The 20,584-nt window shown below is 66.5% G+C and carries 18 protein-coding genes; 7 read left to right on the top strand and 11 right to left on the bottom strand.

The window, feature by feature from the left end; all coding sequences use genetic code 11:
• Positions 1-96 precede the first annotated feature (96 nt).
• From ACFVUS_RS09535 to ACFVUS_RS09545, 3 genes are read left to right on the top strand one after another with little or no spacing between them, the layout of a single operon-like run.
• A complete protein-coding gene (locus ACFVUS_RS09535; RefSeq protein WP_387763119.1) occupies positions 97-1,401 on the top strand; it encodes a TetR/AcrR family transcriptional regulator in 1,305 nt (434 codons plus the stop codon).
• Positions 1,398-2,339, top strand: coding sequence for an SDR family NAD(P)-dependent oxidoreductase (locus ACFVUS_RS09540; protein ID WP_387763122.1), 942 nt, complete (start codon positions 1,398-1,400; stop codon positions 2,337-2,339). The genes ACFVUS_RS09535 and ACFVUS_RS09540 overlap by 4 nt, the downstream gene beginning before the upstream one ends.
• Entirely contained in the window at positions 2,329-3,963 is a 1,635-nt protein-coding gene (locus tag ACFVUS_RS09545) for an AMP-binding protein (RefSeq protein WP_387763124.1), read from the top strand. The genes ACFVUS_RS09540 and ACFVUS_RS09545 overlap by 11 nt, the downstream gene beginning before the upstream one ends.
• Before the next feature lie 21 nt (positions 3,964-3,984).
• Here ACFVUS_RS09545 and ACFVUS_RS09550 read toward each other — a convergent pair whose 3' ends face one another.
• The 3 genes from ACFVUS_RS09550 to ACFVUS_RS09560 are packed head-to-tail and all read right to left on the bottom strand — an operon-like array spanning position 3,985 to position 8,767.
• On the bottom strand, positions 3,985-5,622 hold the full coding sequence (locus tag ACFVUS_RS09550; RefSeq protein WP_387763126.1) for a long-chain fatty acid--CoA ligase: 1,638 nt from the start codon (positions 5,620-5,622) through the stop codon (positions 3,985-3,987).
• Positions 5,623-5,669: 47 nt separating this feature from the next.
• On the bottom strand, positions 5,670-7,175 hold the full coding sequence (locus ACFVUS_RS09555; protein WP_387763129.1) for an aldehyde dehydrogenase family protein: 1,506 nt from the start codon (positions 7,173-7,175) through the stop codon (positions 5,670-5,672).
• On the bottom strand, positions 7,172-8,767 hold the full coding sequence (locus ACFVUS_RS09560) for a GMC family oxidoreductase (RefSeq protein ID WP_387763132.1): 1,596 nt from the start codon (positions 8,765-8,767) through the stop codon (positions 7,172-7,174). The genes ACFVUS_RS09555 and ACFVUS_RS09560 overlap by 4 nt, the downstream gene beginning before the upstream one ends.
• Before the next feature lie 148 nt (positions 8,768-8,915).
• On the opposite strand from ACFVUS_RS09560, the gene ACFVUS_RS09565 reads away from it, so the two are divergent.
• Complete coding sequence (locus ACFVUS_RS09565; RefSeq protein ID WP_387763135.1) at positions 8,916-9,947, top strand: AraC family transcriptional regulator ligand-binding domain-containing protein; 1,032 nt, start codon at positions 8,916-8,918, stop codon at positions 9,945-9,947.
• A gap of 1 nt (position 9,948) precedes the next feature.
• Here the strand turns inward: ACFVUS_RS09565 and ACFVUS_RS09570 are convergent, their stop codons facing one another.
• Positions 9,949-10,629, bottom strand: coding sequence for a formyltransferase family protein (locus ACFVUS_RS09570; RefSeq protein ID WP_387763138.1), 681 nt, complete (start codon positions 10,627-10,629; stop codon positions 9,949-9,951).
• Positions 10,626-13,787 (bottom strand): amino acid adenylation domain-containing protein, encoded by a 3,162-nt coding sequence (locus ACFVUS_RS09575; RefSeq protein ID WP_387763141.1) that lies wholly within the window; start codon positions 13,785-13,787, stop codon positions 10,626-10,628. The genes ACFVUS_RS09570 and ACFVUS_RS09575 overlap by 4 nt, the downstream gene beginning before the upstream one ends.
• A 263-nt stretch (positions 13,788-14,050) precedes the next feature.
• Between ACFVUS_RS09575 and ACFVUS_RS09580 the strand changes: the two genes are divergently transcribed.
• A complete protein-coding gene (locus ACFVUS_RS09580) occupies positions 14,051-14,767 on the top strand; it encodes a hypothetical protein (protein ID WP_387763144.1) in 717 nt (238 codons plus the stop codon).
• A 6-nt stretch (positions 14,768-14,773) separates the two neighbouring features.
• Here the strand turns inward: ACFVUS_RS09580 and ACFVUS_RS09585 are convergent, their stop codons facing one another.
• From ACFVUS_RS09585 to ACFVUS_RS09605, 5 genes are all read right to left on the bottom strand, one after another.
• Positions 14,774-15,457, bottom strand: a complete 684-nt coding sequence (locus tag ACFVUS_RS09585; RefSeq protein ID WP_387763147.1) for a hypothetical protein — start codon at positions 15,455-15,457, stop codon at positions 14,774-14,776.
• Between the two features lie 108 nt (positions 15,458-15,565).
• Positions 15,566-16,336: a DUF5984 family protein gene (locus tag ACFVUS_RS09590; protein WP_387763150.1), complete on the bottom strand. Its 771-nt coding sequence runs from the start codon at positions 16,334-16,336 to the stop codon at positions 15,566-15,568.
• Between the two features lie 60 nt (positions 16,337-16,396).
• On the bottom strand, positions 16,397-17,950 hold the full coding sequence (locus ACFVUS_RS09595; RefSeq protein WP_387763153.1) for an acyl-CoA carboxylase subunit beta: 1,554 nt from the start codon (positions 17,948-17,950) through the stop codon (positions 16,397-16,399).
• A gap of 134 nt (positions 17,951-18,084) precedes the next feature.
• Entirely contained in the window at positions 18,085-18,525 is a 441-nt protein-coding gene (locus ACFVUS_RS09600) for a type II toxin-antitoxin system VapC family toxin (RefSeq protein ID WP_387763156.1), read from the bottom strand.
• Positions 18,522-18,746, bottom strand: coding sequence for a ribbon-helix-helix protein, CopG family (locus ACFVUS_RS09605; protein WP_387763159.1), 225 nt, complete (start codon positions 18,744-18,746; stop codon positions 18,522-18,524). The genes ACFVUS_RS09600 and ACFVUS_RS09605 overlap by 4 nt, the downstream gene beginning before the upstream one ends.
• Positions 18,747-18,895: 149 nt before the next feature.
• Here ACFVUS_RS09605 and ACFVUS_RS09610 point away from each other — a divergent pair, with 149 nt between their 5' ends.
• Positions 18,896-19,282 carry a hypothetical protein gene (locus tag ACFVUS_RS09610; RefSeq protein ID WP_387763161.1) on the top strand — a complete coding sequence of 129 codons (387 nt, stop codon included), beginning with the start codon at positions 18,896-18,898 and terminating at the stop codon, positions 19,280-19,282.
• 76 nt (positions 19,283-19,358) lie between these two features.
• Here ACFVUS_RS09610 and ACFVUS_RS09615 read toward each other — a convergent pair whose 3' ends face one another.
• On the bottom strand, positions 19,359-20,171 hold the full coding sequence (locus tag ACFVUS_RS09615) for an alpha/beta fold hydrolase (RefSeq protein ID WP_387763164.1): 813 nt from the start codon (positions 20,169-20,171) through the stop codon (positions 19,359-19,361).
• A gap of 68 nt (positions 20,172-20,239) precedes the next feature.
• On the opposite strand from ACFVUS_RS09615, the gene ACFVUS_RS09620 reads away from it, so the two are divergent.
• A complete protein-coding gene (locus ACFVUS_RS09620; protein ID WP_387763167.1) occupies positions 20,240-20,560 on the top strand; it encodes a hypothetical protein in 321 nt (106 codons plus the stop codon).
• The last annotated feature ends 24 nt before the right edge of the window (positions 20,561-20,584 follow it).

Raw genomic sequence — 20,584 nt, forward strand, 5'->3', positions numbered from 1 at the left:
AACGCCCATCGGAATCCGTTGTGCACCGACACATCCGATCCCGGGCGCACAACTGGTGAGTGACAGTACTCAAATACCAGTGGTATCTTGATTCGCATGGCACGCATGTCCCGACCCGAAAGCCAGGCGCGCACCCGTACCGATCTGGTTCACACCGCGCGCGATCTGTTCATCGCGGACGGGTTGTCCAGCACCTCGCTGGCCCGGGTCGCCGAGGTCGCCGGATATTCCAAGGGCGCGGTGTACTCCAATTTCCGCAGTAAGAACGAGCTCTGCCTGGAAGTCGTGGAACTGATTCACCTCGAGGCCATGGCCGATCTCGCGGAACTGCGCGAACGCGACGGGCAACCACCGGATCGGCTTGCGGCGGCGCTGAATTGGGCGGGCGCGAATGTGCGGGACACCGGCCGCAATCGACTCGAACTGGAGTTGGCACTGGCGGCGCAGAGCGATCCGGGATTGCGCGATCAGCTGACCGCGAATCTGGCCACGCTCCAGGACGCCATTGCCGCGCTCTTCGCCGATATGGCCGGTTCCGACGCACCGGACAGCTTCCGCGATGCCGCGAAAACCGTGTTCAGCCTGGGCGTGGGGTTGAGCGCACAGCGCCTGATCGATACCTCGGTCACCGCCGATCGGATCATGGCGCTGCTGCTGCCCAGCCTGCTGGCCACCGCCGGATTCGACGTATTGAAAGGTGTTCAAGCCGAGGCGGCGGTCGATACGGTTGAAAGTCGTTCAAAACAGAAGACGGCATCCACCCGCAGCGAAGCGTCCCGGGCCGCACTGCTCGGCGCGGCCGTCACCGTCTTCCGCGCCAAACGCTTCGACGAGGTGTCCACCACCGAAATCGCACAGCGCGCGGGCGTGGCGATCGGTTTGATCAACTACCACTTCGGCGGTAAGCGCGGCCTCTACCTCGCCGCCGCCGAATCGATCTACACCGGGTTCTGGGATCGACTGCAAGCCCTGCGCGGCCCCGCGGTATCCCGGCTCATCCGCGGCCTGGACCTGTACCTCGATACGGCCGCCGAATTCGAGGGCTCCCCGCTCGCATTGTCGACCCGGGTTCCCGATGCCGAATTGCGCGCCATCCAGCAGCGCCATATCGACCGCCTGGTCGACGGGATGATGCAGGAGCTGAGCGGCGGCGCGATAACGGCTTTGGCGCGCAGCGCCGTCATCGGCTGGCTCGCGTTCGTCGAAGGCGTGGTGACCGACTGGTTGCAGCACGCCGAACTGAGCCGCGTCCAGGTGCGAGAACTGCTGGTGGCCAACCTGTTCGCCACCGGGCAGACGGTACTGTCCCTCGCCCCCGGCACCCCACTGTCCTCGCGCGCCATCGGCGCGCTCCTCGACCGTTCCCAATTGCCCACCGAGACAACGGAGTACAACGAGTGAGCAACTCACTGGACGCCGGGCCCAACAATTGGCTCGCCGCCGGACCCATCGGCAGGTCCGCCATCTGGCTGGTCGGCCCGCGCCCCTACCGCAATCACGCCAAACTGCGCGCGGAGGTCGCGGACAAGATCGCCGTGATCACCGGCGCGTCCTTCGGCGTCGGCGAGGCCACCGCCCGCATCCTCGCCGCCGCGGGCGCGACCGTGGTGCTGGGCGCGCGCTCGGCCGAACAACTCGACCTCATCGTCCGCGAGATCAAGGAGGCGGGCGGTAACGCGGTCGCCATCCCGCTGGATCTGGCATCGGAGGAATCGATCTCGGCCTTCGCCGAACAGGTACTCACCCAGTTCGGCCAGGTCGATTACCTGGTGCACAACGCGGGCAAATCGCTGCGCCGTTCGATTCACCTGTCCTACGACCGGCCCAAGGATCTCAACACCACGACCGCCGCCAATTACATCGGGCCGATGCGGCTCACGCTGGCCCTGCTGCCCGGTATGCGCGCACGCGGGTCCGGACACATCGTCAATGTCTCGACGGCGGCGGTCATGTTCCCGGTCGCGCCCAAATGGAGTTTCTACCTATCCACCAAGGCCGCGTTCGATATCTGGATGCAGTCGGTCGCCATGGAGGCCCGACCGGACGGCGTCACGCTGACCAGCTTCTACGCCGGTGCCATGTTCACCCGGATGAGCGCGCCCAGCGGCTGGGTATCCGCGATTCCCGGACACTCCGCCCGCGATGCCGGATACATCATCGCCCGCGCGATCGTGCGCAAACCGCGCACGCTGGCCCCGAATGTGGTGTGGCCGCTGTCGGTGCTGGTGCCACTGCTGCGCACCCCGCTGGAGATCTCCACCACGTTCCTCTACCGGTTCCTCGGCGATACCAAGGCCTCGCTGCACAGCGTCGAGAACGGGGCGCGCAATGGCCAGTGACACCTTCCAATGGCGGGATGCCGTTGTGCCCCTGCTGACTTCGGGCGCGGTGCGCCCGATCGGACCGAGCGCACTGTTCCGCATCGGCCGGGGATTGCGGCAGTACGGGCCGTCCATCGCGACCGTGCTGGCCATGTCGGCGGCCCGGTATCCGGATCGGGTCGCGGTCATCGACGAGCGCGGTTCGATCACCTACGGGCAGCTGCAACGCCGGGCCGAAAAGATCTCCGCCGCACTGTATTCGCTGAGCCCCGCCGCGAAATCGCTTGCGGTGCTGTGCCGCAATCATCGCGGGTTCCTCGAGGCCGCGGTGGCGGGTGCGCAGTTGGGCTGCGAACTCGTCTTCCTCAATACCGATCTGCCCGAGGCGCAGTTGCGGCAGATTCTGGAACGGCATCGCCCCGATATCCTGGTGCACGATCAGGAATACGATTCGGCGGTCACGGCATCGGGTTTCGGCGGTGTGCGGGTGACGGCCTGGCAGGACTCCGAGACGGCCGTATCGCTGGATGCGCTGGCCCGGCAATCGCATCCGACACCACCGCCGGTGCGGCAGCCGGTGAAGATCACCCTGCTCACCTCCGGCACCAGCGGGCTGGCCAAGGGCGTGTCCCGCCCGATCAGCAGACGGGCGATCGCCGAGATGGTCGCGACCGCCATGGCGGCCACCCGTTTTCGCAATGGTGAGGCGATGGTGCTCGCACCGCCGTTCTTCCACGGTTTCGGCCTGGCCATCGCCCTCGGCGGGCTCGCACTCGGTTCGACGATGATCATTCGCAGGCGGTTCGATCCGGAAACCGCACTGGCCGATATCGACCGGCACCGCGCCGCGGTATTCGTGGGCGTGCCGGTGATGATCCAGCGGTTGATGGCCGTTCCGGAGCAGCGGCGTGGCGAATTCCGCACCGGTTCACTGCGTTTGGCGGTGACCGGGGCGGCTCCGATCTCACCCGCGACGATCGGGCAGTTCCTCGCGGCGTTCGGCCCGATCCTGGTCAATGGCTACGGTTCCACCGAGGCGGGCGTGGTCTCGCTGGCCACGGCGGCGGATCTGGCGCACTCCCCCAAGACGGCGGGACGCCCCGCGATCGGTGTGTCCGTGCGGATTCTGCGCGCCGATCGCACCCGGGCCGCGATCGGTGAGACCGGGACCATCTTCGTCCGCGGCGGACTCGGCTACCACGGTTATGTGTCCGACGGTAAATCCGCCGCACCGACCAAGGAGATCATCGACGGGCATGTGAACACCGGCGATATGGGCCACCTCGACACCGACGGCCGCCTGTACATCGACGGCCGCGATGACGACATGATCGTCTCCGGTGGCGAGAACATCTACCCCAAGGAGGTGGAGGATGTCCTCGCCGACCATCCGGCCATCGCCGATATCGTCGTAATCGGTGTTCCCGACCCGGAATTCGGACAGGTGCTGCGCGCCTACCTGGTGCCCGCGCCCGAACATCCCGTTCCGGCCGCCGATGCGCTCAAGACCTACATTCGGGGTCGACTCGAGCGATATAAGGTGCCGAAGGAATTCGTTGTGCTGGAGCAGATTCCGCGCAATCCGAGTGGAAAGGTATTGCGCCGCCAGCTCGACGGCCTATCCGGCCACGTGGCCGGTTAGGCTGCCGATTCGCGGCCGGAATCAGCCCAGCTTGGTGACCGATAGGGCACCATCTGCGTACTGGCCGCGCAGGCGCTTCTTGTCGTACTTGCCGACGGAGGTCTTGGGCACCTCCTCGATGAAGGTCCAGTACTCGGGCAGCTGCCATTTGGCGAACTTGTCGGCCAGGAAGTCGCGCAGCTCTTCGGGTTCGGCCTGTGATCCGGCGGCCAGCACCACCGCCACCAGCGGGCGCTCATCCCATTTGGGATCGGGAATGCCGATGACGGCGGCCTCGGCGACCGATGCGTGGCCGAGGACGGCGTTCTCCAGGTCCACCGAGGAGATCCACTCGCCACCGGACTTGATGACGTCCTTGGAGCGATCCACCAGGGTCAGGAAGCCGTCGGGACTGATCTTGCCGACGTCACCGGTGCGCAGCCAGCCGTCGTGGAACTTGTCCGGATCGATGGTCGCGCCGTCCGGGGAGTAGTACGAGCCGGTGATCCACGGGCCGCGAACCTCCAACTCGCCCAGCGATTCTCCGTCGTTCGGGATGACGTCGCCGTCATCGGAGACCAGTCGGGCCTGGACACCGGCGGGGAATCGGCCCTGGGTGTAGCGATAGGCCCAGCGCTCCTCGCCCTCGGAGGTGCTGGGCGGATGCGAGACCGAGCCGAGTGGGGAGGTTTCGGTCATACCCCAGGCGTGCAGGAGTTTGACGCCGTACTTGTCTTCGAAGGCGTGCATCATCGAGGGCGGCAGGGCGGCTCCGCCGACCACGCAGGTGCGCAGATGCGAGATGTCCTGGGGTGCGGCTTGCAAACCCGCCAGCACACCACCCCAGATGGTCGGCACCGCAGCAGCGAAGGTCGGCTTGAGCGCGGCCATCATCTCCAACAGCGGACCCGGTTGCAGGAAACGGTCCGGCATCAACAGGTTCGCGCCCGACATCATCGCCGCATACGGCAAACCCCACGCGTTGGCATGGAACAACGGCACGATCGCCAACACGGTGTCGGCTTCGCTGAAACCCATCCCGTTGGGCGCGCACACCTGCATCGCGTGCAGGAAATTCGAGCGATGCGAGTACACCACGCCCTTGGGGTCACCGGTGGTGCCCGAGGTGTAACACATACCCGCCGCCGACCGCTCATCCACGACCGGATAGTCGAAGGTATCAGGTTGCGCGGCAAGCAATTCCGCGTACGAATGCACCTGCACACCCTCGGGCGCGGTCAACGTCGACGCGTCACCGTTGGCCACGATCACATGCCGCACCGTCGTCAAATTCGGCAGGTACTGCGCGAACATCGGCACCAGCGTGCCATCGACGATCACCACCTGATCCTCGGCATGATTGGCCACATACACCAACTGCTCCGGGAACAAGCGAATGTTCAATGCGTGCAGCACCGCACCCATCGCGGGCACCGCCACGTACACGACCATGTGCTCGTTGTTGTTCCACATGAAGGTCCCGACCCGATCACCCTCACCGATGCCCAGCTCACGCAAGGCATTGGCAAGGCGGGCCGCGTCCGCGCCGATCTCGGCGAAACTCTGGGTACGCACACCATCACCGGTCCAGGTCGAAATCGTGCTCTCACCCTGGAAGGTCGACGCGTACTTCAGCAGTGTCGCCAGCGACAGCTGCTCGTCCTGCATTGTGCTCAACATTGAACTCTGATTCCTATCAATGGATTTCGAGGCGGGGAGGTCGGCGCTCAACCGTGTCGCAGCACGGTCAGGGTGGCCATCAGCTTGTCGATCTTGGCGGTGCGCGCGAAGGTGGTCAGCGGCAGCAGCGCCGGGAAGCGGCGGTGCGCAATGGATTTCGCGTAGGTGAACTCGCGCAGTCCGTCCGGGCCGTGAATGCGGCCGAAACCGGAATCACCGACGCCGCCGAACGGCAGTTCGGGCAGGGCGGCGAACAGGTAGACCAGGTTGACCCCGGTCATACCGGATCGGATGCGCCGCGCCAGCTCCTGGCCGCGCGCCTTGGAGAATACGGCCGCGCCGAGCCCGTAGCGGGAATCGTTCGCCCGCGCGATGGCCTCGTCCATATCGCGAACCCTGTTGACCGCCAACGTGGGTCCGAAGGTTTCCTCCGTCATGGCGATGGAGTCCTCGGGCACCTCCACCAGCACGGTGGGCTGCACCAGCCGATCGCCGACCGAGGCGATGCCGCCGACCAGCGCTCGCGCACCCCTGCCGAGCGCATCGGCGATATGGTCCGCGACCACCTTCGGCTGGGACGGCATGGTCATCGGGCCGAGCTGCGCCTCCGGATCATCGCCGGCGCGCAGGTTCGACACCAGATGGCCCAGCTTGCCGACGAATTCGTCGTACACCCGCTCGTGCACGTAGACCCGCTCGGTGCCGATGCACGCCTGTCCGGCGTTGGAGAGCCCGCCCCAGACCGCTGCCTCGGCCGCCTTGTCGAGGTCCGCGTCCGCGTCGACCAGCAGCACGTCCTTGCCACCGGCCTCGATCAACACCGGGGTGAGAGTATCGGCGCAGGCGCGCATGACCTTCTTGCCGGTGGCGGTCGAGCCGGTGAAGGCGATCTTGTCGACGCCCGAATTACACAGTGCCGCACCGGTTTCACCGAGACCGGTGACCACCTGGAGCACCGGATGTTCGGGCACCGCCTGCGCGAAGGCGTCCACCAGCCAGACACCCACGCCGGGGGTGAATTCACTGGGTTTGAACACCACCGCGTTACCCGCCGCGAGCGCGTACGCGATGGAGCCCATCGGGGTGAAGACCGGGAAGTTCCACGGCCCGATCACGCCGATCACGCCCAGCGGCAGGTATTCCACCGAAGCGCCGAGATCCGGCGCCATCAACCCGGTGGAAACCTTCTTGCGGCCCAGCACCTTTCGGGCATTGCCCGCCGCCCAGGCCAGGTGATCGAGCATCATCACGATTTCGAGCTGGGCATCCGCGGTGGGCTTACCGGTCTCGGCGTGCGAGATCTCGGCGAGCTGCGCCATCCGGCGGGCGATGATGCCGCGCCAGATCTTCAGCCGGTCGGCGCGTTCGGCGAAACTCAGCCCCGCCCACCAGGTCGCGGCTTCCCGGGCGCGGGCCACCGTATCGCGCACCTGTTCGGCGTCGAACACCGGATGGGTGCCGACCAGATCACCCGTGGCGGGGTTCAGTGAATCGAATGTCTCGGTGACCGTTGCCGTCACGATGGCTCCCTGGATATCTTCGGCCCGCGTCATGACGCCCGGCCGCCGCGAATCAGATCGGATGCCTTCTCGCCCACCATGACCGTGGGGGCGTTGGTATTGCCGCGCGGCACCACCGGCATCACCGAGGCATCGGCCACGCGCAGCCCGTCGATGCCGTACACCCGCAAGTGCGGATCCACGACCGCATTGTCGCCGGTGCCCATGGAACAGGTGGCGACCGGGTGGTAGAGCGTCTGGGTCCAGGCCCGAATATGGTCGGCCAGTTGCTCATCGGAGATGCCGTCGACGCGATCGGGCAGGAAGGGCTCGCCCAGGAAACGCGCGAGCGGCCGTTCGCGCGCGATCTCGAACACCCGGCGCGCACCGGCCACCGACGCGGCCAGATCGGCGGGATCCTCGAAGTAGGCGGGATCCATCTCCGGCTTCCACGCCGGATCGGCCGAACGCAGGCGCACCCGGCCCCGGCTGCCGACATTCACCAGGGTCACCCCGGCGGTGAACATCTGCCCGGCGGGTTCGCGGAAGCCATTGTCGTAGAAGCCGGTCGGCGCGACGATGACCTGGATATCGGGTGCGTCCAGACCGTCCCGGGAGGCGAAGAACGCCCCGCCCTCACCGACATTCGAGGACAGCGGGCCGCGGCCGGCCAGCTTCCACTGCGCCAGCCGCGCGGGGTTGGAGAAATCGGTGAGGTCCGAGGTGCCCTCGGTACGCCAAATCAGCGGCGTCACCGGATGGTCGTGCAGGTTCTCGCCGACGCCGGGCAGATCGACCACCGGATCGATACCGTGCTCGCGCAGATGCGCGGCGGGGCCGATGCCCGAAAGCATCAGCAGCTGCGGCGAATTGATCGCACCGCCGGACAGCACCACCTCACCGTTGGCGTGCGCCACCAGTTCCTGACCGCGATACCGGTATGCCACGCCGACCGCTCGGGTGCCGTCCAGAATCACCTTGGTGACAAACGCGTGCGTGCGGACGGTCAGGTTGGGCCGTTCCAGCGCGGGCCGCAGATAACCGTCGGCGGTCGACCAGCGCCTGCCGTTCTTGCAGGTCACCTGATAGTGGCCCGCGCCCTCCTGGGTCGCGCCGTTGAAGTCGGCATTGCGCGCCAGTCCGTGTCCCCGGGCGGCGTCGATCCAGCCGTCGGTCAGCTCGTGGGTGTAGCGCCGGTCCTCCACGTGCAACGGCCCTGTCGCACCGTGGAATCGGTCGCGCAGGCGCGTATTGGTTTCCGCGCGAACGAAATACGGCAGCACATCGTCGTAGCCCCAACCTTCCGCGCCGAAATCGTCACGCCAGGAATCGAAGTCGGCGCGATTGCCGCGAATGTAGATCATGGCGTTCATGGACGAGCAGCCGCCGAGCGCCTTCATGCGCGGCCAGAACGCGCGCCGCCCGCCCATATGCTTCTGTTCGGTGGTCTCGTAGTTCCAATCCCACCTGGTCTTGAACAGCTGCGGGAAGGCCGCGGGGATGGCGATCTCATCGGCTTCGTCCGCACCACCCGCCTCCAGCAGCAGTACCGAAATCGATGGATCCTCCGACAGCCGTGCGGCCACCACCGCACCGGCGCTGCCCGCTCCGACGATCACGTAGTCGAAGCTGGTGTGCTCGCTCAAGATTCTCCTCGCATCCTCACCGCTCCCGTGATCGCCGTCACGGTCCGCTCCGCCCGAGGGTAAGTCGGCGGGGGTGGTGATTCCCACGTCCGCGCGGGCCGGTTTTTTGATATTTTTGGCCAGTGACACTCGCTGTACGGAGTCGGCCATGAGCGTGCTGACCGCATTGCGCGCACCGACCAGCGCGCTGCTGATCACCCGGCTGGCCGCCGAACACGGCGTCGCCGAGGCGAAATGCCTGCGCGGCACCGGGGTCGCGGCCGCCGACCTGCGCCGTCCGGGCGCGCTCGTGACCGGGGCGCAGGAAATCGCCATCATCACCAATGTGCTGCGGGCGGTACCGGACACCACCGGATTCGGGCTGGCCGCCGGACTGCGCTATCACGCCACCGCGCACGGCATCTGGGGGTACGCGCTCATCGCGAGCCGATCGGTGCGCGATGCCATCGATGTCGGGCTGCGGTTCCTGGATCTGTCGTATTCGTTCAGCCGGATCACCGCGGCCGAGAGCGACGGCGAACTCGCGCTGGTGATCGAGCCGGAGGTGACCGATCCGCTGGTCGCCCGGTTCGTGGCCGAACGCGATATCGGCATCATCGCCACGCTGTACAGCGATATCACCGCGGCGGGAGGGCGATTGCACGCGATACGGCTGCCCTATTCCGGTCCGGAGTTCGCGAGCGCGCGGGCGACCACCGAACTCATTTCCCACACAACGCGATACGGGGCCGCCGACTACGCGGCCGTGTTCGATGTGCGGACCGTGGACGCGCCGCTGCCGCAATCCGATCCCTATACCGCCGACCTCACCACCCAGCAGTGCCGGGAACTGGCCATCGCGCGCCGCGCCCGGATCGGGACGGCGGGGCAGGTGCGCGAGGTCGTGCTGACCCCGCCGCGCGGACTGCTCACCGAACCCGAAGTGGCGGCGGCACTGCATATCTCGACCCGCACCCTGCGCCGGCAGCTGGCGGCGGAGGGGCATTCGTATCGTTCGCTGGTCGATGAGGTGCGCAGTACGCTCGCGTGTGAACTGCTGTCCGCCACCACCCTGCCGACCGCGACCATCGCCGATCGGCTGGGGTACTCCGAATCCGCCAGCTTCACCCGCGCTTTCGCACGCTGGACCGGACAGTCGCCGCTGCGCTGGCGTAAGTCGCAGCGCGAGGGCTCGGGTTAGGTCAGGCGGATCGGCTGGCAGCCGCGAGTTCGGGATAGAACGCCGAGAAGATGCCGAGATCGGTGGCCCGCGGGAAATCGGGGTGATCGGTCAGGTCGCGGAGACTGTCGAGGGCCTTGCGACCGTAGTAGCCGCTGTTCTCGGTCGGCTGTGGGATGGGGGTGATGCGTTGCGTGACAATGGCTTCGAGATTGCGTTCGAACAGCACCGTGCAGGCCCGCAGGCCCTGCAACATGATGTCCTGGAAGCCATCGGTCGGTGCGATCGGGAACTGTTCGACATCGAGCACCGAACCGGTGTCGACGCCCGCGTCGATTTCGTGCAGGGTCGCGCCGTAGGCGTTGTCGCCGTTGAGGATCGCGTGCGCGATAGCCGCCTCGGGCAGGCCCCGATGGCGGGGCAGCAGGCCATTGTGGATGTTGTAGATGCGCAAGCCCTTGTCCAGCACGGGGTCCCGCAGGATGGTGGCGTTATTGACCGAGAACACGATGCCGTCCGAGCAAGCGGCGGCCAGCTCATCGGCGGCGGCGTTCACATCGGCGGTGGCGAGCACCGGGGTTTGCCTGGCACCGGCCGATGCCCGCTGACCGGCGGGCACCACCACGAGATCGACGGAATACCCTGCGGCGGTGGCGAAATCGACGGCGCGCCACAGTAGCGAACCGCTGCCGATGAAGATCATTCGAAAGCTCCTGTACCCGCGGCGACGGCCACGGCCTCACATACTCGATTCAGGGTCAGATGGGTGATGAGGCCCTCGACCTGGGCCACGAACGCCTGTTCGGCGTCCCGGCCGACAATCCGCTTGGATACCTGGGCCAGCATCTCGACGGTGGCCAGTGAATCGCCGCCCAGGGCGAAGAAGTCGGAATCGGCCGCCAGATCGGCGGAATCGCAGCGCAGAACGCGAGCCCAGATCTCGGCGACCTGCTCCTGGAGATCGTTGTCGACGCCGGAGGGATTGCCGGGCAAGGCATTCCGGTCCGGACCGGAATCTTGCGCCGAGAGGTTCGCGAGCGCGGCGCGGTCGGTCTTACCGTTGCTGGTGAGCGGGAGTTCGGCCAGGTGGTGGAAACCGCTGGGGATCATGTACACCGGGAGGCGGTCGGCCAGGAAGTCGCGCAGCGCCTGATCGGCTGGCTGACCGGCCGGGGAGGTCGGCGCGGGCACCACGAAGGCTTCCAGGATGTGATCGCTGTATTCCTCGCGGCGGCGACTGATCACGGCCGCGGCGGCGATATCGGGGTGCGACTCCAGTACGCAGCGGATCTCGTCGGGCTCGACACGATTGCCGCGAATCTTGACCTGGTGGTCGACGCGGCCGACGAATTCGAGCGCACCGTCCGCGAGACGGCGCACCAGATCGCCCGTGCGGTAGGTGCGTTCGCCGTGCACGGTGACGAACCGCTCGGCGGTCAGCTCGGGGCGGTCGAGGTAGCCCGCGGCGACCTGCGGTCCGCCCAAATACAATTCGCCCGCCGTGCCGTCCGGCACCGGCTCGCCCTCGGGATCGAGCAGGTGCGCGGTGGTGCCGGGGGCGGGGAATCCGATCGGCGCGGAGGTCGCGCCGGGCGATCTCGTCTCGGTGAGGATGTGCGAGACACAGACCAGGCTGACCTCCGTCGGGCCGTAGCTGTTGACCAATCGCACCTCGGGGCCGAAGAATTCGCGCACCCGGCGGGACAGGTCATGGCTGAGCTGTTCGCCGCCGAGGACGACCGTATCGAACGCGGCGGGCCGAATATCCTGGCGCAGCGCCACTTCCGCGAGACTGGGCGTGAAGAACAGTGTGTTCGCACCGTTCTCGCCGAGCATGTCCGACAGGGTGAGGTGATTGATCTCGCCCGGCACCAGCAGCACCGTGCCGCCCGCGATGACCGGGGAGACCATCGCCATGGCCGCCATATCGGCCGCGGGCGTGTGATAGTGCGCGTACCTCGTGGCGGGCGTGAGCCGATACCAGTCCAGCGCCGCGCGCAGATAGTGCATGACGCCGTCATGGGTGACGCGCACGCCCTTGGGGCGGCCGGTCGAGCCGGAGGTGTAGGTCACGTAGGCGACATCGCCGGGTTCGACGCCGATATCGATTGGCTCGGAACCACTTTCGGGCAGGTTCTCCAGCACCAGGGTCGGCACGGCATCGCCGACGATATCGGCGTACCGGCGTTCGACCAGACAGACACCCACCCCGGAATCGCGCAAGGTCTGGATGATCCGCTCGCGCGGATGCTTGGGATCCAGCGGCAGGAACCCGGCCCCGGCCTCGAGAATGCCCCACTGCCCGGCCATCCCGTCCAGCGTCCGCCCAGCGAGAATGGCGACGATAGCGCCCCGCCCGATCCCGCGCTCGCGCAGCACATCCGCGACATCGGCCGAGCGCGCCCCCAACTGCGCATAGGTGAGCGAACCGTCCGGCCCGGTCACCGCGAGCGCGCCGGGACGCGCCGCGATCTGCGCGCGCAGCAATTCCACGAGCGTGACCGCCTGATCGACGGACGGGGGGCGCGGCGCATCGGCAGGGTTCAACTCATCGGCATCCGACCGATCGGACTCGACGGGCTGGCGCGCGGGATGCGATACCTCCGCATCGGCGACGGACCGCAGCACCGGCTCGGTCCGGTCGATGTGCACCTTTCCATCAGTCCCCGCCTGCTGAACCGGCTGATCGGGTGCGGTGAGCGCGGCCGCGATGGCGTCCAGCAGGGATTCCAGGCGTTCGGCGACACCGTGCCCGTTGCGGCAGGAGACCGTGATGCCGGTCGACTGCTCGGATTCCACGATGGCGAAGCTGATCGGCGCGAGACCGGTATGCGCCGGAATCGCCACCACGCCGGTCGGCGTGAAATCCGGTCCGGCGAAGTCCGCGAGCGCTACCTTGCCCGCGTGCGAGACGATGGCCGAGCACAGGTTGCGGCCCGTGCGCCTGCCGATCGCGTCGACCGTGCGCACCGCGGCCTTGGCCACCGGTACCGGAATCTGTTCCAGGCCCGGATTTTTCATCTGGTTGAGTTCATCGCGGCGCATCAGTCCGGCCAGCATGCGGCCGTTGATCTCGCGCCAGTTCTCCCCCGGCTCGGTGTCCAGGAACAGTGGCAGGGTGAGGTTCGCGGTCGAGCGCAGTTCGGCGTCATGGCGGCGCAGGTCGACCGGGATCATCAGGCGGGCCGTCGAACCCGTTGCACGGGCGACGATTTCACCGACCCGGGCCACGATCGCGTTCGTCGTCCCGGGCACGTTCCGATGCCGGAGCAGGAACGGGCGGCCCGCGACCGGGGCGCCGTGCCCGATCGGCGAGCGGAAACGCAATCGCATCGGCGCAGGTGATCCCGGAATGCCCAGGCGCAGTGCGAATTCCAGGTCGGTGGTCGGATCGTCAGCGCCCTCCGGCGTCTCACCGCGCAGTGCCCGGAAAACATCACTGGCCCACATCTGTAAGCCCTTGGCGTCCATGACGCCGTGGAAACCGCGGAAGATCACCGTGACGGGTTCGGCGGTGAGCAGCACCACCTCGCAATTCGGTGCTTCGGAGACGTAATCGGGCCGCGAGATGGGGCCGTTGAGGATGCCGTCCTCGGTGAGCCGGTCGTAATCGACGGTGGTGTTCGCGATCACCCGCACCCGGGGCGCGTCGGCCCCGGCGACCCAATCCCGGCCCGATCGCACCAATCGCGATCCGGGATGCGCCAGCGACGCGACCTCCACCGCGTCCCGCAGCCGCTCGGGGTCCAGCGCCCCCGCGCCCTCGACGACCACCTGGATCAGAAAGTGTGGGTGGACCTCCCGGGCGGAGAGATACATCCGTTCGGTGGGCGAGACGCGGCGTCGGAAGGCGCTGCTCAACTGGATCCACTCCTCAAACGATTCCCGCGCGAAAAGCGCGGTGCCACAAGCGATCATCATCGACCGGAACTCGCAGCCAGTCTAAGTGGGCAAACGGCAGGCAATGTGTGTGCTTGCTCTCACCGGTCAACGGTCCAGGTACGGCACGGTGCCGGACTTGGGTGTTTCCGAATACCGGTGGATCCGGCGCAATAGACTTCGGGTGATCTCATCTCGTCCCGGATCCGTCGAGTCTCGACCCGCTGGAGAACAGGAGCGGCCTCATGATCGCTGTCCGAGTCGCCGCCACTTTGGCCGCCGCCGTCACCTTCGGCGCCACCCTGGTCTCGATCGGCGCGGGTGCGGCCGACGCCTACGGTCCGGCGTCCTGCGCGGCCGGGGATCCGCTGCGGCCGACCGCGGAATTGTTCGGCACCTGGAATACCGCCACCATCACCGATCCCGCCGATCCGCGGCTGAACGATCCGCTCACCCAGTTCGAGCTGGAAGTGAACCTCACCGCGGCCATGGAACTCGGGCTCACCGTGCACTCCGAACCCATCGACGGCGTGTTCTGGTCCGAACAGTCGCAGCAGATCACCTATGAGCCTGCCCGCCGCTTCGAACTCGCCTGCACCGGACGCGACAATCTGTGCTGGATCGCCGACGATCTGCGGGTGCGGTACCACCAGGAAGCCGTGCTCGGCATCGAATTCTTGCCCGCAGACGATCCGCGTGCGGACGGATTCGTGGTGCAAGTGCCCGGGGTCGATCGGACTCGGCTGCACGATGGTCTGCTGGCCGACCCCGCCGCGCGTGACACCCTCGGCGGCGGATCGGTGACCGAGGACGGCACTCTCCTTCTGATCGCCGATCGCGCCGATCTCGACGCGGTGCGATCGTTTGTCGAAGGTCTTGGCGCACAATGGGATCCGGCCTCGGTGCGCTACGGCGACCGGCAGTATGTCACCGGGTACTGCGTCCCGGGCGTCTACTTCTGAGCCTGTTCACGACTCCGTATCGTGGCGGTGCAGCATGATCTCGCAGCCGACCAGGAACGTCCACGCCGGGAACAACCACCAGATCTGCCAGGCCAGCCCGGATCCGATCAGCAGAAGCAGCGCGATCACCACATTGACCGCGGACAACCAGCGTGGGAACGCGCCGCTGATCCGGCCCAGGGTCGTCAGCGAGAGAATGAAAACGGCGGCGACGCGCGGCGCGACACCGGTGAGCAGTTCGGCCCCCAGTGAATAGGCGAACGGTACCGACGCCGCGGCGGTGCCGCTATCGGTCATCCCCGCCAGCACATTCGGTGTGGCGAGCACCGCGAACGCCGCGAGCAGCAGGGCGATCAGCACCAGCCCACTGCCCAGGAACACCGTCGCGAACAGTTTGTCCTCACGATCGCCGATGCGACGGCGCAGCGTCCCGATGAACCACAGCAGCGCAATCGATGCGAACACGATCAAATAGCCCGCGATCGCCACCTCACCGTGCCCGCTCCCCCCGCGCAGCAGCGCCGCCGCCGTCCCCGCGTCCAGGTGCTCCCTCGACACCGGCCGCGTCAGCAGCACGGCCGCCGTGGCGAACACCGCGAACGCGATACCGGTCCCCCCGGTCGCCTCCAGCGACACCGCCCAATTACGGGCCCTGTCAAAGAATTTCGTCGAACTCGTCTCAGCTGTCATCGCGGCGAGACTCGCACACCCCTCACCCGGTCGGCCTCACCCACCGCGGGTGAATCCGGCCCGCGCACAGCGATATCCCGCCGCGACCCGTCTGTCCTGGACCAACCATCAGCGCGGAGCCAGCAGCGCGGCCCCCGCCCGCACCGCATCCCAATCGGTGCTGACCTGTCGTGCCAGCGCCCGGGGCAACCAGGTACGACGGTCCCGCTGTTCCCACATCAGGTGATCGATATCGAGTTCGACCCCGGCGGGTGGGCCGGTTTCGGCCAGCCGATCCACGCGCACCCGCATGGATTCGAACAGCCGGCGGTCGAAATCCGCTACGGCGTCCATGAATTCCGCCGTATCCACCGAAACTCGGCCCGATAGTGGTGCAGTGAAGGCGATTTCGCCCTCCGGGTCTTCGGTGGTGCGCCAGCCCAGTGTGACGGTGTCGACCGGATCGAGAGTGCGGCACCACCACAGGGTCGGCCCGAAACGCAGGTAAGAGGTATCGACACCGCGCTCGCCCGACGCGTCCCACGCCGCCTCGATCACCGGGTTGTCCAGCATCGAATCATCGAGATCGGCCGCCACCGACGGTCCGGTCACGATGAAGTCCACCAGATCGGCCGGGACGGGCTCGAGGATGTACGGCAGTACGCCCAGCATGTCCTCCCACAGCCGGACCACGTAGTAGTCCACCCACGGCAGCGGCGATCGATCCCCTTGGCCGGTCAGCCAATTCATGGTCCGATCGGTGAAGCGCAGCAATTCGACCCCACCCACATCCAGGCAGTACAGCCCTTCGGTGAGCCCGAACCAGTGCAGGTTCGGGCTCACCGAGCCCCAGGGGTGGACCTCTTCGAGGGGTGTCAGCTCGAATCGGAATCGGATCATGCCCCGATACAACCGGATAATCGGTGTGCGACCGAATTCTTTATGGCCGCGAGCCCGGGATCACATGGGGTAGATGGGGTGTTTGCGGGGGTTGAATTCGGGCTTGAGGGGTTGTTTGTCGCGCAGGAGGCGGAGGGCGTGGCGGATTTCGAGGCGGGTGCGGGAGGGTTCGATTACCGCGTCGATGTAGCCGCGTTCGGCGGCGATCCAGGGGGTGGCGACTGTTTCGTTGTACTGGTTGACCATGAAGTCACGCGCGGCGGCGCGGTGTTCTTCGGGGATGGCGGCGAGTTGGCGTTTGCCGAGCAGGTCCACCGCGCTCTCCGCGCCGATGACGGCGATGCGGGCGGTGGGCCAGGCGAAGCTGAAGTCCGCGCCGACCTGGCGGGCGGCCATCATGCCGTAGGCGCCGCCGTAGGATTTGCGGACCACCAGGTTGATGATCGGGACGGTGGCTTCGATGATGGCGCGGGGGACGCGGCCGCCTCGGATGATCACGCCCGCGGCCTCTTCCGAGAGACCGGGGAGGACGCCGGGGGTGTCGGCGACGAAGACCAGCGGAATGTTGAAGGCGTCGCAGAGACGGATGAAGTAGGTCGACTTGTCCGAGCAGGCGGCGTCGATCGAACCGCCGAGCACCAGTGGCTGATTGGCGATCACGCCGACGGGATAGCCGTCCACGCGGGCGAATCCGGTGATGAGGTTGGGTGCGAACGCGGCGCGGACCTCGTGGAATTCACCGTCGTCGAACAGGCGCAGCAGGATTTCGTGCATGTCGTAGCCGGAGCGGTCGGAGTCCGGGATGATCCGGTCGAGTTCCAGATCCGAGGCCGTGATCTCCGGTTCCAGACCGGGATTCACGATCGGCGGGGTTTCCACGCAGCTGGTCGGGAAGTAGCTCAGGTAGTTGCGCGCCCAGTCGTAGGCTTGCTGCTCGGTCTCGGCCACGTGATGCAGGGTGCCGCGCTTGGCCTGCACCTCCGCGCCGCCGAGCTCCTCGGCCGTGACATCCTCGCCGTTGACGGCCTTGATCACATCCGGCCCGGTGACGAACATGTACGAATCCTTGGTCCCGATAAGCACATCGGTGTTGATCGGCCCGTACACCGATCCCGCCGCGCACTTGCCGAGAATGATCGACACCTGCGGCACATATCCGGACAGCTTCTCCAGCACCCGGGAGATATCGCCGAACGAGGCGATGGAACCGACCGCGTCCTGAATGCGGGCACCACCGGAATCGTTGATCGTCACCACCGGGCACGCGTTGTCGAACGCGAATTGCAGTGCCCGCATGAACTTCTGCGCCGAGGTGACGCCCACGGATCCGCCGTACACGGTCTGATCATGAGAAATCACCACCACCGGCCGTCCGCCGATCAATCCGCGACCGGTGACCAAGCCATCGCCGTACAGCGCATCCGTCTGTCCCGGCTGCCGAGCCAGCGCACCGGTCTCGATGAACGTCCCGCGATCGAGCAGCATGTCCACCCGCTGCCGCACACTCGGAATGCCCTTCTTCTCCCGCTTGGCGACCCCGGCCTCGCCCGCGGGTTCCGCGGCGATCTCCAAAATCTTGGCCAGTTCATCGAGCTTCGCCTGCGTACCGATCACGCCTACTGCCACCTTCCCAACTCAGTTCTGCCCCCGCGACGTTAAGCGGTAGCAACGCCGTTCGGGGAGCAGAAACAGATATACGGGATGAATCACAGTGGAGCGAGACCCACGTCAGGGTTCGTATGCCACCGTCACGTGGCGAGATCGTCCGGCAAGACCTGGAAGGCCGCATACCGACTCAACGGCCGGAGCACACGAAAGTCCCTGCGATCCAGCGTCAGAATGCGATCGGTATCGAAATGGTCGGCCAGCACGACACATGTCGCGTCGACGATATCGAGGTTGAGGTCGTAGTACGCAGAGCGAACCTCGAGTGCCGAACGCAATTGCGGGGCACCGATTTCCCCGATGACGATACGTGTCTCGGCGATCCGGTCGGCCAGTCTGCCCAGTATCGCGTCCGCGACCTTTCGGCCCGCGCGCACACTTGCCACGTGATGGACCTCGGTCAGCGCCAGCGGGCTGACCACCAATGCGCTCGCGGCATCGGCCGCCCGTCTCACCGCGAAATGTTCCGGATCGGATCGATTGAACATCGCAAGCAAACCCGAGGTATCGGCGACGACAATCATGCGGGTCGATTCATCGCGTCGTGAATGTCATCCTTGCCGATCGGTCCACCCATGTCGAAGGTGTCCTCGTCATCGACCAGCGGCTCATCCCACTGACGGTGGCGCATCAGGTACTCCCGAACCGCGTCCCTGGTGATCTCATGCTTCGAACGTCCTTCGCTCTCGGCTTGCGCCTCTAGCGCGGCCTCTTCATCCGAAGGAAAACGCATCGTCCAAGCCATACGGCAATGATACCACCTGTGATACCAACCGAATCGGTCGATGCTTAAACAGTCAGGTTCCTGTGAGGTTCCTGGATCCGGTGCCGGGTGGGGGCGGGGGCTCATAGCCTGCGAAACGCATTCATTTCAGACGATTGAGGACACCCTTTATGCGTAAGTCACTCTGGGCCACCGGGCTCGCGCTCGCCGCCACCGCCGTACTGAGCTCCACCGGAACCGCGAGCGCGGTCGGCACCAGCATGGGCACCGACTCCATCTTCACCGTCGGCACCGATATCCAGGCGGGCACCTACACCACCAGCACCGCCCTCTCCACCTGCGCCTGGGCCCGCCTCTCGGCCCTGACCCCCAGCGCCACCGCCGTGCTGGAAACCGGCGGAGCCACAAACGGTTCCGCCACCGTCACCATCCAGTCCACCGATATCGCCTTCTTCACCACCGGCTGCGGCACCTGGACCCTGCAAACCTCTACCGGCTCCTCCGGCCTCGGCGGCGGCGGGCTGCTGTCGGGCCTGCTGTCCGGCAGCGCCTCCTAGCTCGATCCGGTCGGTCCATCCCCGACGGATGGACCGACCGCGTCAGCTGCCGTAATCGATTCCGCCCGTTGTCCTTTCATGCGGGATCGTGGCGGGTGAGGAAGTCGGCGGCGAGGCGGTTGACGACTTCGGGGGCTTCGTAGGCGGCGAGGTGGCCGATGTGGTCGAGGACGGCGAATTCCGCGCCGGGGATGGCGCGGGCCATGCGGCGGACTTCGGGGATGGGGAAGCTGATGTCCTCGGAGCCGGTGATGATGAGGACCGGGGAGTGGATTCGGGTGAAGAGGGCGTGTTGGTCGGGGCGGTTCACGACGATGCTCTGGACCGCGAAACCGGCCGAGCGGGGGTTGTTGCGGGCCAGGATCGTCAGGAAATCATCGACCAGTTCGGGACGCTCGCGGATCGTGGTGGCACCCAGGAAGCGGGGAACGACCAGGGTTCGAGGAAAGGCCATGCGGCCGAGGCGGCGGCTCAGGTGCGCGGAGAGAGCCAGCTTTCGGCGGTCCCAGGCGGGAGCCGGGGAGGCGGTGCCGTTGATGAGGATGGCGCAGGCCACGCGATCGGGGTGGGTGGCGGCCAAGGTACCGCCGATCATTGCGCCCCAGGAGTTTCCGATGATGTGAGCGCGCGGGATGGCTAATTCGTCGAGGATTCGGAGATAGCAGTCGGCGCTCTCCTCGAACGAGAATTGGCGATGTAGATGGGCACTGCCACCCTGCCCGGGCGGGTCGACCGCGATCGTGGTGTAGCGGTCGCCGAAATGGCGTATCTGTGCGGCGAAGAGCGTGTGATCGGTGAGCAGGCTGGGCAGTAGGAGTATCGGCTCGCCGGAACCGGCTATGTCGACGTAGATGCGGCCCAGTGCGGTGTGGATATACCTGCCGGTCATCGAAGTATCGTAAGCGCCACCGAAAAACGCGAAGTGCCGTAGATCACATTCATCGGTATGCTGGGTGGATGCCCCATAACCCAGGCTGGGTCAGACGGAACAGTTTCGCCGCCTGGTTCGGTTACACCTCGATACTCGTCTCATTCGGCACCTGCGCAATGGCTTTGGCCGCTGCCGCGAGTGGATACGCCGGTTGGGCGTTGATCGCGGGCGGCGTATGCGCCGCCACCGCCATCACGAGCCTGACCATCTTCGGGTCGACAGTGCACAGCGACCACGTCAAACACCACACCACGCCGCGGCTGCTCATGGATTGCTGGGAGGAGAGTCCGGATTTCGCGCAATTGCGCGGGCTCCCCGCGGCCATCGAACCCAAGCGACTCCAGTAGCCGCCGATGGAAAAAGCCGCAGGT

This window comes from Nocardia sp. NPDC058058, from assembly GCF_042885355.1.
Taxonomy (GTDB): domain Bacteria; phylum Actinomycetota; class Actinomycetes; order Mycobacteriales; family Mycobacteriaceae; genus Nocardia.